Source organism: Azospirillum argentinense, from assembly GCF_000632475.1.
Lineage (GTDB): Bacteria > Pseudomonadota > Alphaproteobacteria > Azospirillales > Azospirillaceae > Azospirillum > Azospirillum baldaniorum.
Genome location: NZ_CP007794.1, coordinates 1,823,638 through 1,837,119, shown reverse-complemented (window position 1 = coordinate 1,837,119; position 13,482 = coordinate 1,823,638). Strand labels below are relative to the sequence as shown.

General features: G+C 69.5%; 12 protein-coding genes. 8 read left to right on the top strand and 4 right to left on the bottom strand.

From position 1 onward, the window contains the following. Positions 1-77 precede the first annotated feature (77 nt). The 4 genes from ABAZ39_RS22345 to ABAZ39_RS22330 all read left to right on the top strand — a co-directional run bounded on the left by ABAZ39_RS22345 (position 78) and on the right by ABAZ39_RS22330 (position 5,283). Positions 78-2,033 carry a M1 family metallopeptidase gene (locus ABAZ39_RS22345; RefSeq protein WP_040135051.1) on the top strand — a complete coding sequence of 652 codons (1,956 nt, stop codon included), beginning with the start codon at positions 78-80 and terminating at the stop codon, positions 2,031-2,033. Between the two features lie 96 nt (positions 2,034-2,129). Beyond that, positions 2,130-2,771: an SH3 domain-containing protein gene (locus ABAZ39_RS22340; protein ID WP_081863263.1), complete on the top strand. Its 642-nt coding sequence runs from the start codon at positions 2,130-2,132 to the stop codon at positions 2,769-2,771. Between the two features lie 139 nt (positions 2,772-2,910). After that, positions 2,911-4,050 (top strand): hydrogenase formation protein HypD, encoded by a 1,140-nt coding sequence (hypD, locus tag ABAZ39_RS22335; protein WP_040135047.1) that lies wholly within the window; start codon positions 2,911-2,913, stop codon positions 4,048-4,050. Positions 4,051-4,194: 144 nt separating this feature from the next. Further along, positions 4,195-5,283: a TRAP transporter substrate-binding protein gene (locus ABAZ39_RS22330; protein WP_040135044.1), complete on the top strand. Its 1,089-nt coding sequence runs from the start codon at positions 4,195-4,197 to the stop codon at positions 5,281-5,283. Positions 5,284-5,326: 43 nt separating this feature from the next. On the opposite strand, the gene ABAZ39_RS22325 is transcribed toward ABAZ39_RS22330, so the two are convergent. Together ABAZ39_RS22325 and ABAZ39_RS22320 are read right to left on the bottom strand one after the other, a co-directional pair. Beyond that, positions 5,327-5,539, bottom strand: a complete 213-nt coding sequence (locus ABAZ39_RS22325; protein WP_040135042.1) for a hypothetical protein — start codon at positions 5,537-5,539, stop codon at positions 5,327-5,329. A 122-nt stretch (positions 5,540-5,661) separates the two neighbouring features. Continuing rightward, the gene (locus ABAZ39_RS22320) at positions 5,662-7,281 is read right to left on the bottom strand and encodes an ABC-F family ATP-binding cassette domain-containing protein (RefSeq protein ID WP_040135040.1); all 1,620 of its coding nucleotides are present in this window, start codon (positions 7,279-7,281) and stop codon (positions 5,662-5,664) included. Positions 7,282-7,403: 122 nt separating this feature from the next. Here ABAZ39_RS22320 and ABAZ39_RS22315 point away from each other — a divergent pair, with 122 nt between their 5' ends. Together ABAZ39_RS22315 and ABAZ39_RS22310 are read left to right on the top strand one after the other, a co-directional pair. Beyond that, positions 7,404-8,126, top strand: coding sequence for a helix-turn-helix domain-containing protein (locus ABAZ39_RS22315; protein WP_051658360.1), 723 nt, complete (start codon positions 7,404-7,406; stop codon positions 8,124-8,126). Positions 8,127-8,234: 108 nt separating this feature from the next. After that, positions 8,235-8,687, top strand: coding sequence for a DMT family transporter (locus tag ABAZ39_RS22310; RefSeq protein WP_040135038.1), 453 nt, complete (start codon positions 8,235-8,237; stop codon positions 8,685-8,687). Between the two features lie 8 nt (positions 8,688-8,695). Here the strand turns inward: ABAZ39_RS22310 and ABAZ39_RS22305 are convergent, their stop codons facing one another. Next, complete coding sequence (locus ABAZ39_RS22305; protein WP_040135036.1) at positions 8,696-9,475, bottom strand: NAD(P)H-dependent oxidoreductase; 780 nt, start codon at positions 9,473-9,475, stop codon at positions 8,696-8,698. A gap of 141 nt (positions 9,476-9,616) precedes the next feature. On the opposite strand from ABAZ39_RS22305, the gene ABAZ39_RS22300 reads away from it, so the two are divergent. Next, complete coding sequence (locus ABAZ39_RS22300; RefSeq protein ID WP_040135875.1) at positions 9,617-10,522, top strand: LysR family transcriptional regulator; 906 nt, start codon at positions 9,617-9,619, stop codon at positions 10,520-10,522. 5 nt (positions 10,523-10,527) lie between these two features. Here the strand turns inward: ABAZ39_RS22300 and ABAZ39_RS22295 are convergent, their stop codons facing one another. After that, complete coding sequence (locus ABAZ39_RS22295) at positions 10,528-11,760, bottom strand: benzoate/H(+) symporter BenE family transporter (protein WP_040135034.1); 1,233 nt, start codon at positions 11,758-11,760, stop codon at positions 10,528-10,530. 113 nt (positions 11,761-11,873) lie between these two features. Between ABAZ39_RS22295 and pdxR the strand changes: the two genes are divergently transcribed. Beyond that, a complete protein-coding gene (gene pdxR / locus ABAZ39_RS22290) occupies positions 11,874-13,364 on the top strand; it encodes a MocR-like pyridoxine biosynthesis transcription factor PdxR (RefSeq protein ID WP_040135032.1) in 1,491 nt (496 codons plus the stop codon). The last annotated feature ends 118 nt before the right edge of the window (positions 13,365-13,482 follow it).

Here is a 13,482-nt window from a genome sequence, read left to right as displayed (position 1 = left end):
TCTCCCGCGAAGCGGGGGAGGGCCGGGGTGGGGGCAAGCACTGGCGCGGCGCAGCCCAAGCCTTATAGTGCTGGGCCATGCGTACCCTTCTCCTCGCCCTTCTGGGCATCCTTGTCGCCGCGCCCGGCTGGACCGCCGGCCTGCATCATGACCTGACCGTCACGCTGGACCCCTCCGCGCGGCGGCTGGAGGTGGAGGATCGGCTGCGCCTGCCCGCCGGGACCCACCGGCTGCTGTTGGCGCCGGGGCTGGCAATCGACGAGGCCCGGCTCGACGGCAAGCCGGTCGCGGTGCGCGGCAACGCCCTGCCGGTCACCGTTCCGGAGGGCGGCGGCGAGCTTCGCCTGCGCTATGCCGGGACCCTGCCGTCCCTGACGCCGGAGTCGCGTGGCGGGGGCGGCGGAGCGGAGGGCGCCTATCTGCCCGGCGGCACCGGCTGGATTCCAACGCCCGAGGGCGGCCCGGCATCGCCGCCCTCCTGGCGCCTGTCCGTCCGGGTGCCGGCGCCCTTCGTCGCGGTGGCGACGGGCCGTCTGGTCGAGGAGGCGCGCGATGGTGCCGGCTACACCGCGACCTTCGCGGAGGAGCGCAGCGTCGAGGAGCCGTCGCTTTTCGCCGGACCGTGGCAGGTGACGGAACGGATGCACAATGGTCTTCGTCTCCGCACCTATTTCCATCCGGAACAGGCCCCGCTGGCCGACGAGTATCTGGACCTCAGCGTCCGGACCATCGACGCGCAGGCGGCGCGGATCGGCGCCTATCCCTTCGCCGGTTTCGCCATCCTGTCGGCGCCGCTGCCGGTCGGTCTGGGCTTTCCGGGGCTGACCTACATCGGGCGGCAAGTGATGCCGCTGCCCTTCATCCGCGCCCAGTCGCTGCCCCACGAGATCCTGCACAACTGGTGGGGCAACGGGGTGCGTGTCGGCGGGAACGGCAACTGGCCCGGCAACTGGTCGGAAGGACTGACCACCTTCATGGCCGACTACGCGGCGGCGGAGGCGCGCGGGGAGGACGCGGCGCAGGCCATTCGGCTGGACTGGCTGCGCGACTACGCCGCCCTGCCGGCGGAGCGCGATTCGGCTCTGACCGACTTCCGCGCCAAGGTCCACGACGCCGCCCAGATCGTCGGCTACGGTAAGGCGGCGATGCTGTTCCACATGCTGCGCGCCGAGATCGGGACGGACACCTTCGACACTGGCATCCGCCGCTTCTGGGAAGAGAAGCACTTTCAGGATGCGGGGTGGGACGACCTGCGCCGTGCCTTCGAGGCGTCGTCGGGGCGGGACCTTGGCCCCTTCTTCGAACAATGGCTGACCCGCGTGGGGGCGCCGACGCTGGAACTGGTGCAAGCGAAGGGCAACGGTGACGGGGTGGCGCTGATTCTGCGCCAGGGTGAGCCGGCCTATGGCCTGACCGTGCCGGTGGAGGTGCAAACCGCGGCGGGGACGGAGCGCCACGACGTCCGCCTCGACGGACGCGAAACGACGGTGACGATCCGGACCGCCGCCGCGCCGCGGGCGCTCGCGGTCGATCCCGGCTTCGGCCTGTTCCGCCGTCTGGCGCCGGGGGAGGCGCCGCCGACCCTGCGCGACGTGACGCTGGACCATGCGGCCACCACCGTCATTGCCGCCGACGGCCCCGCGGCGGAGGCCGCCCGCGCGCTGGCCGAGAGGCTGGCGGACGGCAAACCCCGCATCGCCGCTGACCGCGCTGATGGCCACGCCAACCCGGCCGCTCCGCTCGCCGTGATCGGGACAACAGGGGAGGTCGACCGGCTGTTGGCCCGGCTCGGCCTGCCGCCGATGCCGGACAGCCTCAAGGGGCGCGGCACGGCGCGGGTGTGGACCGCAAGGACCCCGCAGGGCCGCCCGCTGCTGGCGGTGGCCGCGGACGACGCGGCGGCGCTCCAGGCGCTGCTGCGCCCGTTGCCCCATTACGGCCGGCAGAGCTGGCTGGTCTTCGAGGGCGCCCGCGCCGTTGACCGCGGCGTCTGGCCCGCCGGCGACAGCCCGCTGCGTGTGTCTTTCGAGTAGCCCCGTCCGTCCGGCATCTGTCCATGGAGCATACCCCGCCTTTGCCTGTTTTAGGGGAAACGGCGCGCGATGCGCGCGTTCTGCGGGAGAATGCACATGTCTCGGATGACGAAGACTTTCCTCGGAACCCTGGCCGGCCTCGGCGTGGCGGCGGCACTGGCCATGCCCGCGGCGGCGGCCCCTGGTGACATCCACACGGTGACCGGCGAAAAGGTGAACCTGCGCGCGGCCCCGTCCGACAACGCCTCGGTCCGCTCCACGGTCACCCGCGGCGACGAGGTGATCGAGCTGAAGCAGGAGGGAAGTTGGATCGGCGTGCGCTCGATGCGCACCGGCGAGGAGGGCTGGGTCTTCGGCGACCTCGTGAAGCGGCAGACGCCCAGCACGCTGGGCGGCGCCTCCTCCGCGGCGTCGGACGCCGGGTTCGGGCGCATCTCCTCGGGCTTCGATGGGCTGCTGGCCGGCATCAACAACCAGCTCGGCTACCGCTTCGCGGAGCGGGTGGAGCAGTCGGGCAACGGCGCGCTGCGCGTCATCCCGACCCAGGAATGGCTCTACAACACCAGCCGCGAGGCCAAGATCTACGCGGCGCTGGCGCTCTACGAGATGTGGAAGAACCACAACAACGGGCGTCCAGTGAGCGTGGCGCTGGGCTCCCCCGGCTCTTCCGCCATCGCCATCGAGGATTCGGGGCGCGGGCCGGAGCTGTCGCTGCCCGTGATGGGCGCTTCGAAGTAAGGGTATCGATATGAGGGTGTGGCGCGGCGGGGACGTTGTGACGACGTCCCCCCGCGCGCCCCATTCTTGATCCGCATCAACGCCAGCCCTTCCCGCCGCTGTCCAAATGCCGTCACGGCAGGCGGAAGGGGCGGGTGCGATGAAATACGTCGATGAATTCCGGGACGCGGCGCTGGCCCGCGGCATCGCCGCCGCCATCGCGCGGGAAGCGGCGACCGGGCGGCCCTATCACCTGATGGAATTCTGCGGCGGCCACACCCACGCGGTGTCCCGCTACGGCATCCCCGACCTGCTGCCGGACAATGTGCGGATGATCCATGGGCCGGGCTGCCCGGTCTGCGTCCTGCCGGTGGGGCGGATCGACGACGCCATCGCCATCGCGCGCCAGCCCGGCGTGATCCTGTGCACCTACGGCGACGTGCTGCGCGTGCCGGGCTCGGGGCGGGTCAGCCTGCTGAAGGCGAAGGCCGGGGGGGCGGACGTGCGGATGGTGCTGTCCACCATGGACGCGCTGCGCATCGCCGAGGAAAACCCGGACCGCGAGGTCGTCTTCTTCGCCATCGGCTTCGAGACGACCACCCCGCCGACCGCGGTGGCCGTCCACGCCGCCCGGGCCAAGGGTCTGAGGAATTTCAGCGTCTTCTGCAACCACGTCCTGACCCCCGCGGCCATCCGGGGCATCATGGACAGCCCGGAGGTTCGGGACCTCGGCACGCTGGCGCTCGACGGCGTCGTCGGGCCGGCGCATGTCTCCGTGGTCATCGGCAGTCGCCCCTACGAGTTCGTGGCGGAAACCTACGGCAAGCCGGTGGTGATCGCCGGGTTCGAACCGCTGGATGTGCTCCAGGCCATCCTGATGCTGATCCGTCAGGTGAACGAGGGGCGGGCGGTGGTGGAGAACCAGTTCACCCGCGCGGTGACCCCGGAGGGCAACTGGAAGGCCCAGCGGCTCGTCGCCGACACCTTCGACGTGCGATCCGGCTTCGAATGGCGGGGCCTCGGCTCGCTTCCCGACAGCGGCCTGCGGTTGAAGGAGGAATTCGCCGCCTTCGACGCGGAGCGGCGCTTCGCCGTGCCGGGCCGCGCGGTGCCCGATCACAAGGGCTGCGAGTGCGGCGACATCCTGCGCGGGGTGAAGAAGCCCAGCGATTGCAAGCTGTTCGGCACTGTCTGCACGCCGGAGAACCCGATGGGCTCCTGCATGGTGTCGGCGGAGGGGGGCTGCGCCGCCCATTACACGTATGGCCGCTTCCGCGACCACCGGTTGGCGGTGTCGTAATCAACAGTTTCAACCACGGACCATTTGTCACGACATATTTCGTCGGGGAAGCCATTCGCCCATTGCACGGCTAACCTTTTGCGGGGGCTCGAAAGACGCTGATAGGTTCGTTCCTGAACAAAAGAACAGGAGGGGACTTCCCGTATGAAACGCCGTTCATTCCTTGCCAGCGCCGGTGTCGGCGTCGCGGCCAGCACCCTTGCCGCTCCGGCCATCGCCCAGAGCACGCCGGAAGTGCATTGGCGCCTCGCCTCCAGCTTCCCGAAGAGCCTGGACACCATCTACGGCGCGGCCGACGTGATTTCGCGCCGCGTCGCCGCCATCACCGACAACAAGTTCACGATCCGGCCCTTCGCCGCCGGTGAGATCGTCCCCGGCCTCCAGGTTCTCGACGCCGTGCAGAACGGCACGGTCGAGTGCGGCCACACCGCCAGCTACTACTATGTCGGCAAGGACCCGACCTTCACCTTCGACGCGACGGTGCCGTTCGGCCTGAACGCCCGCCAGCAGAACGCCTGGATTCTCCAGGGCGGCGGCATGGAGCTGCTGCGCGAGTTCTTCAAGGGCTACAACGTCGTCAATTTCCCGGCGGGCAACACCGGCACCCAGATGGGCGGCTGGTTCCGCAAGGAGATCAAGACGGTCCAGGACCTGAGCGGCCTGAAGTTCCGCATCGGCGGCTTCGCCGGTCAGGTGCTGACCAAGCTGGGCGTCGTGCCGCAGCAGATCGCCGGAGGCGACATCTACCCGTCGCTGGAAAAGGGCACCATCGACGCCGCCGAGTGGATCGGCCCCTACGACGACGAGAAGCTCGGCTTCAACAAGGTCGCCAAGTATTACTACTATCCCGGCTGGTGGGAAGGCGGCCTGAACGTGTCGCTTCTGGTCAACCAGCAGAAGTGGGAAGAGCTGCCGAAGCCCTATCAGGCGGCCCTGGAAGCGGCCTGCTTCGAGGCGCTGGCGATCATGAACGCCAAGTACGACGCCGACAACCCCGCCGCGCTGAAGCGTCTGGTGGCCGGCGGCGCCCAGCTCCGTCCCTTCCCGCGCGAGGTGATGGAAGCCTGCTACAAGGCGGCCTATGAGCTGTACGACGAGACGGCCAAGAACAACCCGAAGTTCGCCAAGATCTACGAGCCGTGGAAGAAGTTCCGCGACGAGGAATTCCTGTGGTTCCGCGTCGCCGAGAACAGCTTCGACAACTTCACCTTCACCGCCGGGCAGCGTCGGTAAAGGAGGATCGGTGCGGCGCTGCGGCGCCGCACCGCTTCGGCCGCTACTGGGCGGCCAGCTTCTGGGACAGGCGCTGCAGATCCTGCGACGCGCGGTCGGCGATGCGCTGGGCGGCGACCAGCGTGTCCGTCAGAGTGCCGACGTCCGGCGCGATTTCGCCCGCGGCGTCGGACATCTCGTCCAGGGCCTTCACCGCGGTGTCGATCAGGCGGATGACCAGCCCCGCGGGGCCGTCGGCGTTGTCGTACCCAGCCATTACAAAATCTCCATGGTTGCGCAACCCAGCCCGAACGACACGGGCACGAGTTTCCATGGAGGGGGCTGGCCGCGCAAGACGCTTGTTGCGGCGCACGCGTTCCCGCCCCGTCCGGGCTGGAGTCAGTGGATGCCCGGCGCTTCCTGCCCGGTGCTCGCCACATACTCGGTGTAGCCGCCGCCATACTGGTGGATGCCCTCCGGCGTCAGCTCCAGCACCCGGTTCGACAGGGCGGCCAGGAAATGCCGGTCGTGCGAGACGAACAGCATGGTGCCCTCATAGGCGCCCAGCGCCGAGATCAGCATCTGCTTGGTGTCGAGGTCGAGGTGGTTGGTCGGTTCGTCCAGCACCAGGAAGTTGGGCGGGTTGAACAGCATGATCGCCATGACCAGCCGGGCCTTCTCGCCGCCGGACAGGACGCGGCACTTCTTCTCCACATCGTCGCCGGAGAAGCCGAAGCAGCCGGCCAGAGCGCGCAACGCTCCCTGGCTCGCCTGCGGGAAGGAGGTCTCCAGCGATTCGAAGATGGTCTTGTCGCCGTCGAGCAGGTCCATGGCGTGCTGGGAGAAATAACCCATGCGCACGCTGCCGCCGACCATGACGGTGCCGTTGTCCGGCTCGGTCGCGCCGGCCACCAGCTTGAGCAGCGTCGACTTGCCGGCGCCGTTGACGCCCATGACGCACCAGCGCTCCTTGCGGCGGATCGTCAGGTCCAGCCCCTCGTAGATGGTCCGGCTGCCGTAACCCTTGTGCACGTTCTTCAGCACCGCGACGTCGTCGCCGGAGCGCGGGGCCGGCGGAAAGTCAAAGGTCACGATCTGGCGGCGCTTCGGCGGCTCGAACCGCTCGATCTTGTCGAGCTTCTTCACCCGGCTCTGGACCTGGCTGGCGTGCGAGGCGCGGGCCTTGAACCGCTCGATGAACTTCAGCTCCTTGGCCAGCATGGCCTGCTGGCGCTCGAACTGGGCCTCCTGCTGCTTCTCGCGCAGCGCCCGCTGGCGCTCGTAGAAGCCGTAGTCGCCGGAGTAGCTGGTCAGCGACCCGCTGTCGATCTCGATGATCTTGTTGACGATGCGGTTCATGAACTCGCGGTCGTGCGAGGTCATCAGCAGGGCGCCCTCGAAGCCCTTCAGGAAGCCCTCCAGCCAGATCAGGCTTTCGATGTCCAGATGGTTGCTCGGCTCGTCGAGCAGCATGACCTCGGGCCGCATCAGCAGGATGCGGGCCAGGGCCACGCGCATCTTCCAGCCGCCGGACAGCATGCCGACGTCCATGTCCATCATTTCCTGGCTGAAGCTGAGACCAGCCAGCACCTCGCGCGCCTTGCCCTCCAGCTCGTAGCCGCCCAACTCGTCGAAGCGGGCCTGGACCTCGCCGTAGCGCTCGATGATGGCGTCCATCTCGTCGGCGCGGTCGGGGTCGGCCATGGCGGCCTCCAGCTCGGCCAGCTCAGCGGCGACGGTGCTGACCGGGCCGGCGCCGTCCATCACCTCGGCGACGGCGGAGCGGCCGGACATCTCGCCGACGTCCTGGTTGAAGTAGCCGATGGTCGCCTGCTTCTCGATGGCCACCTGACCGGTGTCCGGCAAATCCTCGCCGGTGATCATGCGGAACAGCGTCGTCTTGCCTGCCCCGTTGGGACCGACCAGCCCGATCTTTTCGCCCCGGTTCAACGCCGCCGATGCTTCGAGGAAGAGGATTCGGTGACCATTCTGCTTGCTGATGTTGTCGAAGCGGATCATGTGCGGCTGCGTTCCTGCGGCGTTGTTCCCATGGCGTGGCGGGGGCTCTTATGCCACAGGATGTGCGGTGCGATGGAGTCCAGATCGGCGCCATGCGAAAATCGCAATCCGGAAACAGTGTCATGGGAAGGGTCGCCGCCATGGGGCGTCCGCCGCAGGTTTGGGACTATTGGCGCCCCATCGGCAGCGGGGGCGGCAGCGGGATCGTCGAGCTGGGGACGGTGCGCGGCCTCGACGTCGCCCTGCCGGTGCATTTCCATCGCGAGGATCAACTGACTTTCGTCCTGGCGGGGCGGCGGCGCTTCGTCATCGCGGGCGACCTGCGCGAGGCCGGTCCCGGCGAGGGTGTGCACATCCCGGCGGGAACGCCGCACCGCTCGCTGTGCGGGGCGGACGAGGTCGTCTGCATCAACCTCTACACGCCGCCCGGCCTGTACGCCGCGCCGGAGGCGATTGCCGGGCTGGCCGGGCACTGGCGGAGGACGGGTGGGCTGGGCTGGCCCGACCTGACGCGGATCGCCGAGGACCACCGCCGCCCCATCGGGACCGGGGTGGAGCCCGCATCCGCGTTCACCGGTTGCGACGCGTGGGACAGCGTCGGCGACGCGGCCCGCCGCGCCGGGATGAGCCGCGAGGGGTATTCCCGCCGGTTCCGCAAGCACCACGGTGTGCCGCCGCATGCCTTCGGGCTTCAGGAGCGGCTGAACGAGGCGCGGTTGCTGCTCCGCGCCGGGGAGTCCATCGCCGCGGTCGCGGCGGACACCGGATTCACCGACCAGAGCCATCTAGGGCGCTGCTTCCGCCGTGCCTTCGGCGTGACTCCGGGCCGCTACCGCGCCGGATAGGTCACATCCGTACCAGACCGCCGCCGCTCCGCCTGCTACCCATCCGCCCGAGAGCGCCGCACGGACACGGTCCGGCGGCGCGGCCACAGGCAAGCTTGGGAGCATGGCATGTCCATCGCAGTGTCCGCCGTCTCGTACCTCCTGGTGGTCGGCGCCGGGGTCAGCGTCGCGTTGCAACAGGTCCTCAACGCCAACCTCAGGGCCGACCTCGGCTCGCCCTGGTGGGCGGGCTTCGTCAGCTACGTCGTCGGCATGCTGGCGATGCTGGCGGTGGCACTCCTCGCACCCGGACCCCGCCTCGCCGAAGCGGTGGGCGGGGTGGGGTCGTGGGTGACCTGGACCGGCGGGCTGTTCGGCGCGCTGTTCATCGGGACCGCCATCCTGATGGTGCCCCGCCTGGGGGCGGCGACGGTGCTGGCGCTGATCGTGGTCGGCCAGATGCTCGGCTCCCTCGCCTTCGATCATGTCGGTCTGCTCGGCCTGCCGCAGCAGCCGATAAGCCCGACCCGGCTGGCCGGCGCCGCCTCCCTGATCCTCGGCGTCGTCCTGATCCGGCTGTAGGACCCCTTTCAGGTTCGGTGCAGGGCGAAGCCCGACGCGCCGGGGGCTTCCAACTCCGGGCGGAGTTCGAGGCTGGGGATGGCGTAATCGCCGCCGTTCTGGCGGCGGAACGGGATCGGCGCCGTCGTCTCCAGCGTCCGCATCCGCTCCCGCAAGCCCTCCGCCGCCCGCGTGAAGCCGGCTTCGTCGAAGCGGTCCACCCGGTAGGCGACGAAGGGCGGCAGCACGTCGTAGCCGGGGTAATGCAGGATGCCGTGGTTGATCGGGAACAGCAGGTCGTCGATCGGGCCGTTGATGCCGCGCGGCGCGTAATGCTCGGCCCAGCCGCCCGTCGTCACCACGAGCATGGCGCGCTTGCCGGCGAAGCGGCCCTCGCCATAGCGGTCGCCCCAGCGGCGGTCGCTGTGCTCGCCGACGCCATAGGCGAGGCCGTAGGCGTAGACGCGGTCAACCCAGCCCTTGAGGATCGCCGGCATGGTGAACCACCAGAGCGGGAATTGAAGGATCAGCGTGTCGGCCCACAGCAGCTTCTCCTGCTCGGCCTTCACATCGTCGGTCAGCGCGTCGGCGGCGAAGGCGGCGCCGGAGGCGGCGGCCACCTTCAGGCGCTCCCCCTCGCCGAGGCTGGGGAAGTCGGCGTGGTCCACCGTGGTCTTCCAGTTCATGGCGTAGAGGTCGGAGACCCTCACTGTATGGCCCTGCGCCTCCAGTTCCGCGACGGCGGCGTCGCGCAGGGCGGCGTTGAGGGAGCGGGGGTCGGGGTGGGCGAAGACGATCAGCACGTTCATCACAGGCACCTGTTCGCTTGAAACGCTTGCGCCTCACGCTAAGCCGGTGGAGATTGATCCGGTAGACAAGGTGAATGGATAGAACTCTGCCGTAAATTGGATCAATTGAGCGCCATATCCGCCAACGTCACGTTGGACCGCATGCGGACCTTCGTCCGCGTCGCCGAACGGGGAAGCCTGTCGGCGGTGGCGCGCGAGATGGCCATCGGGCAATCCAGCGTCACCCGGCACATCCGCGAGCTGGAGGAGGCGCTGGGTGTCGCCCTGTTCAGCCGCACCACGCGGCGCGTCGCGCTGACCGCGGAGGGCGAGCGCTACTACGCCAACGCCGTCCAGATTTTGCGCCTCGTCGAACAGGCGGGCGACGAGGCACGCGACACCGGCCGCGCCTCGGCCGGAACGGTGCGCGTGTCCTGCACGGCGGCGCTCGGCGTCCGGCACATCAGCCGGCTGATCTTCGCCTTCCAGGACCGCCACCCGGACATCGCCGTCGATCTCGGCCTGACCGACGAGCGCATCGACCTCGTGCGCGACGGCGTGGACATCGCCATCCGCCTCGGCCCGCTCACCGACAGCTCCCTGAAACGGCGAGCGCTCGGGTCGAGCCGGCGCGTGCTTGTCGGGGCGCCGGCCTGTCTGGAGCGGCACGGCCGGCCGACGACGCCGGCCGACCTGGCGGGGTTCGAGGGTGTGCGCATGTCGAACATCGCGGGGAGTGACCGGCTGACGCTCGAAGGGCCGGATGGCGCCTTCCACGCCGTTTCGCTCGGGGGGCGCCTGCGGGTCGATCACGGGCTGGCCGCGCGCGAGGCCTACCTCGCCGGCCGCGGCATCGGCCCGGCCCATGTCTGGCTGGTGGACGACCTGCTTTCCGACGGCCGCCTGGAGGTTCTCCTGCCCGACCACGCGCCGCCCGCCGTGCCGCTCAACCTGCTGATCGTCCCGGAGCGGGCCGGCATCGCGCGGGTCCGGCTGCTGGTCGAGTTTTTGGCGGAGGCGGTCGCGACCATCCCCGGGATCGAGCGGTCGTCCGGGGATAGCCGATAGGGTGATTAAGGGGCGGCCCCCTCGGTCACCGCCAAGCCACGGCGCGCGCGGCCCGGCAGGCGCAGGCGCCCGTTGAGGACGAGATGGGCGACGAGGCCGATCAGCAGGCCCCAGAAGGCCCCGCCGATGCCGAGCAGCTTGATGTTCGCGGCGGACGCCAGGAAGGTGATCAGCGCCGCCTCGCGGGACGCCGGGTCGGCCATCGCCCCGGCCAGGCTGCCGCCGATGGTGCCGAGCAGCGCCAGACCGGCGAGCGCGGTGATGAAGGTTGCGGGAAACGCCATGAAGACGGCGGCCAACGTCACCCCGAACACGCCGACGAGCACGTAGAAGACGCCCGCCGCGATCCCGGCGATCCAGCGCTTGGACGGGTCCTCGTGCGCCTCCTTGCCGGTCGCGATGGCGGCGGTGATGGCGGCGATGTTGAAGGCGTGGGAGCCGAACGGGGCCATGAGCAGCGAGCCGAGGCCGGTCACCGTCACGATGGGGTTGGCGCTGGTCTTGAAGCCGTCGTTCCGCAGGACCAGCATCCCCGGCATGTACTGGCCGGACAGCGTGATGAGGAACAGCGGCAGCGCGACCGACAGCAGCGCGTTCAGCGAGAAGTCCGGCGCGGTGAAGACCGGGGCGGCGAACTCCAGCGACAGCCCAGACAGATCGACGCGGCCCTGCGTCAGCAGGAAGGCGAGCCCGAGGACCAGGATGCCGACCACGGCGTAGCGGGCGGAGAACCGCTTCAGCGCGACATAGGCGACGATCAGCAACCCGACCAGCAGCGGGTCGACGCTGGCCCCGCCGAACGCCCCGATGCCGAAGGGGAGCAGAATGCCGGCGAGAAGGCCGGAGGCGATGCCGGGCGGGATCAGCCGGATGACCTTCTCAAAGCAGCCCGACAGGCCGAGCGCGACGAAAGCCGCCGCCGAGATCATGTAGGCGCCGACCGCCTCGGCGTAGGGCGTCGTCGCCAGCGCGGTGACGAGGAACGCCGCGGCCGGGGTGGACCAGGCGGTGATGATCGGCTCGCGATGGCGCCAGCTCAGGAACAGCCCGGTCAGCCCGACGCCGATGGAGACCGACCAGACCCAGGAGGCGGTGAGGTCGGGGCTGAGGCCCGCGACCTTCGCCGCCTGGAAGACCAGGATGAAGGTGCCGCCGTAATTGACGATGACGGAGATCAGGCCCGCCACGACGGGGTGGGTGAGGTCGTTGAGGCGGATGGGGGACGAATTGGGTGGCATGGTTGCGCGGGACCTCCGGACGGTTCGAGCCGCAAGGGCGATGGGCGGCCTTGACAACTACCCGACCAATGGCCTGATGTGCCCATCCGCTTTATCGAAGAAGGCCAGACCAATTGTTCCGGCGTTCCCAGCTTGAGTCCGTGAAGGCGTGGATCGCCAACCCCGCCCATGCGGCCATGCCGCTCCACGCGCGGATTCAGCGGGCCGTCCGGCAATTGATCGTCGACGGCGCGCTCGGGCCGGGCAAGCCACTGCCCGCCTCGCGCGCGCTCGCCGCCTCGCTGGGGGTGTCCCGCGACACGATCGAGACGGCCTACGCCCAGCTTCACGCCGAAGGCTTCATCGACCGGCGCGTCGGCAGCGGCAGCTTCGTCGCGGAGATCAGCGAGTTCACCCCCGGCCGCCGCCGGTCCCGGCGCGACACGCTCCCGAGCGATCCGGCACCGGCCCTTAGCCGGCGCGGGGCCGCCGTGTTCGAGGGGGGCGGCGTGCGCGAGATGCCGGTGCCGCGGCCCTTCGCCCATGGCGTTCCGGAAACCCGGACCTTTCCGCTCGCGCTCTGGGAGCGGCTGGAACGGCAGGTGCGCAAGGAGGTCGGCGCGCAAAGCCTGTTTCACGGCGATCCGCAGGGGACCGAGCCGCTTCGCCGCGCCATCGCCGATTATGTGAACCTCGAACGCGGCGCGCGCGCCACCGCAGACCGCGTTCTGGTGTTGACCAGTTCGCAACAGGCGATGTCGCTGTGCGCGACCCTTCTGTTCGACCCCGGCGACGGGATTTTCCTGGAGGACCCGGCCTATTACGGGGCGCGCAAGGCGTTCGAGGCGGCGGGGCTGGACTGCGTTCCGATCCGCGTCGACCGGCAGGGCATCGTCGTCGATCACATCCTGGCCGAGCCGCAGCGGGCGAAGGCGGTGTTCCTGACGCCGTCCCACCAGTTCCCGACCGGCGCGACGCTGGCGCTGGACCGCCGCTTGGCCCTGATCGAGTGGGCGGCCCGGCATCGGGCCTGGATCATCGAGGATGACTATGACAGCGAGTTCCGCTACGCGGGCAAGCCGACGGCCTGCGTGCAGGGTCTCGATCCGCATGGCCGCACCATCTACATCGGCACCTTCACCAAATCGCTCTTTCCCGGATTGCGGATCGGCTATGCCGTGCTGCCGCCGTCGCTCGTGAAGCCGATGACCGTCGCGCGCACCCTGCTGGATGGCCACACGGCGCCGATGGCGCAACTCACGCTGGCCCGCTTCATGGAAGGCGGGCATTTCGGGGCGCATGTCCGGACGATGCGCGGCGTCTATGCCGAGCGCCTCGACGCGCTGGCGGGTCTCGTCCGCAGACACCTGTCGGACTTCGTCGAGCCGCAGGTTCCCATCGGCGGGCTGCAGATGCCCTGCCTGCTGACCGGCGACCTTACGGAGCGCGCCGCCGTCGATGCGGCGCGGCGGGCCGGGATCGAACTGCTCGGCCTGTCGGCGCTGCACGCTGCAGGTGACGGCAAGGCGGGCTTCCTGATGGGCTTCGCGGCCTACACGCCTTTTGAAATCGAGACCGCGGTCAGAAAGCTGGAGACGGCGTTCCGCGCGGCGACGAAGCCGTAAAGTCGGCGGGCCTCCGGAACGAGGAAATTGGTCTGGACCATTGCCGAAAAATGGCTGGGCACAGCGAGCCATTCGTCTGGTATCCGAGAGCCGACCAATCCACGACGTTCCCGGCGCG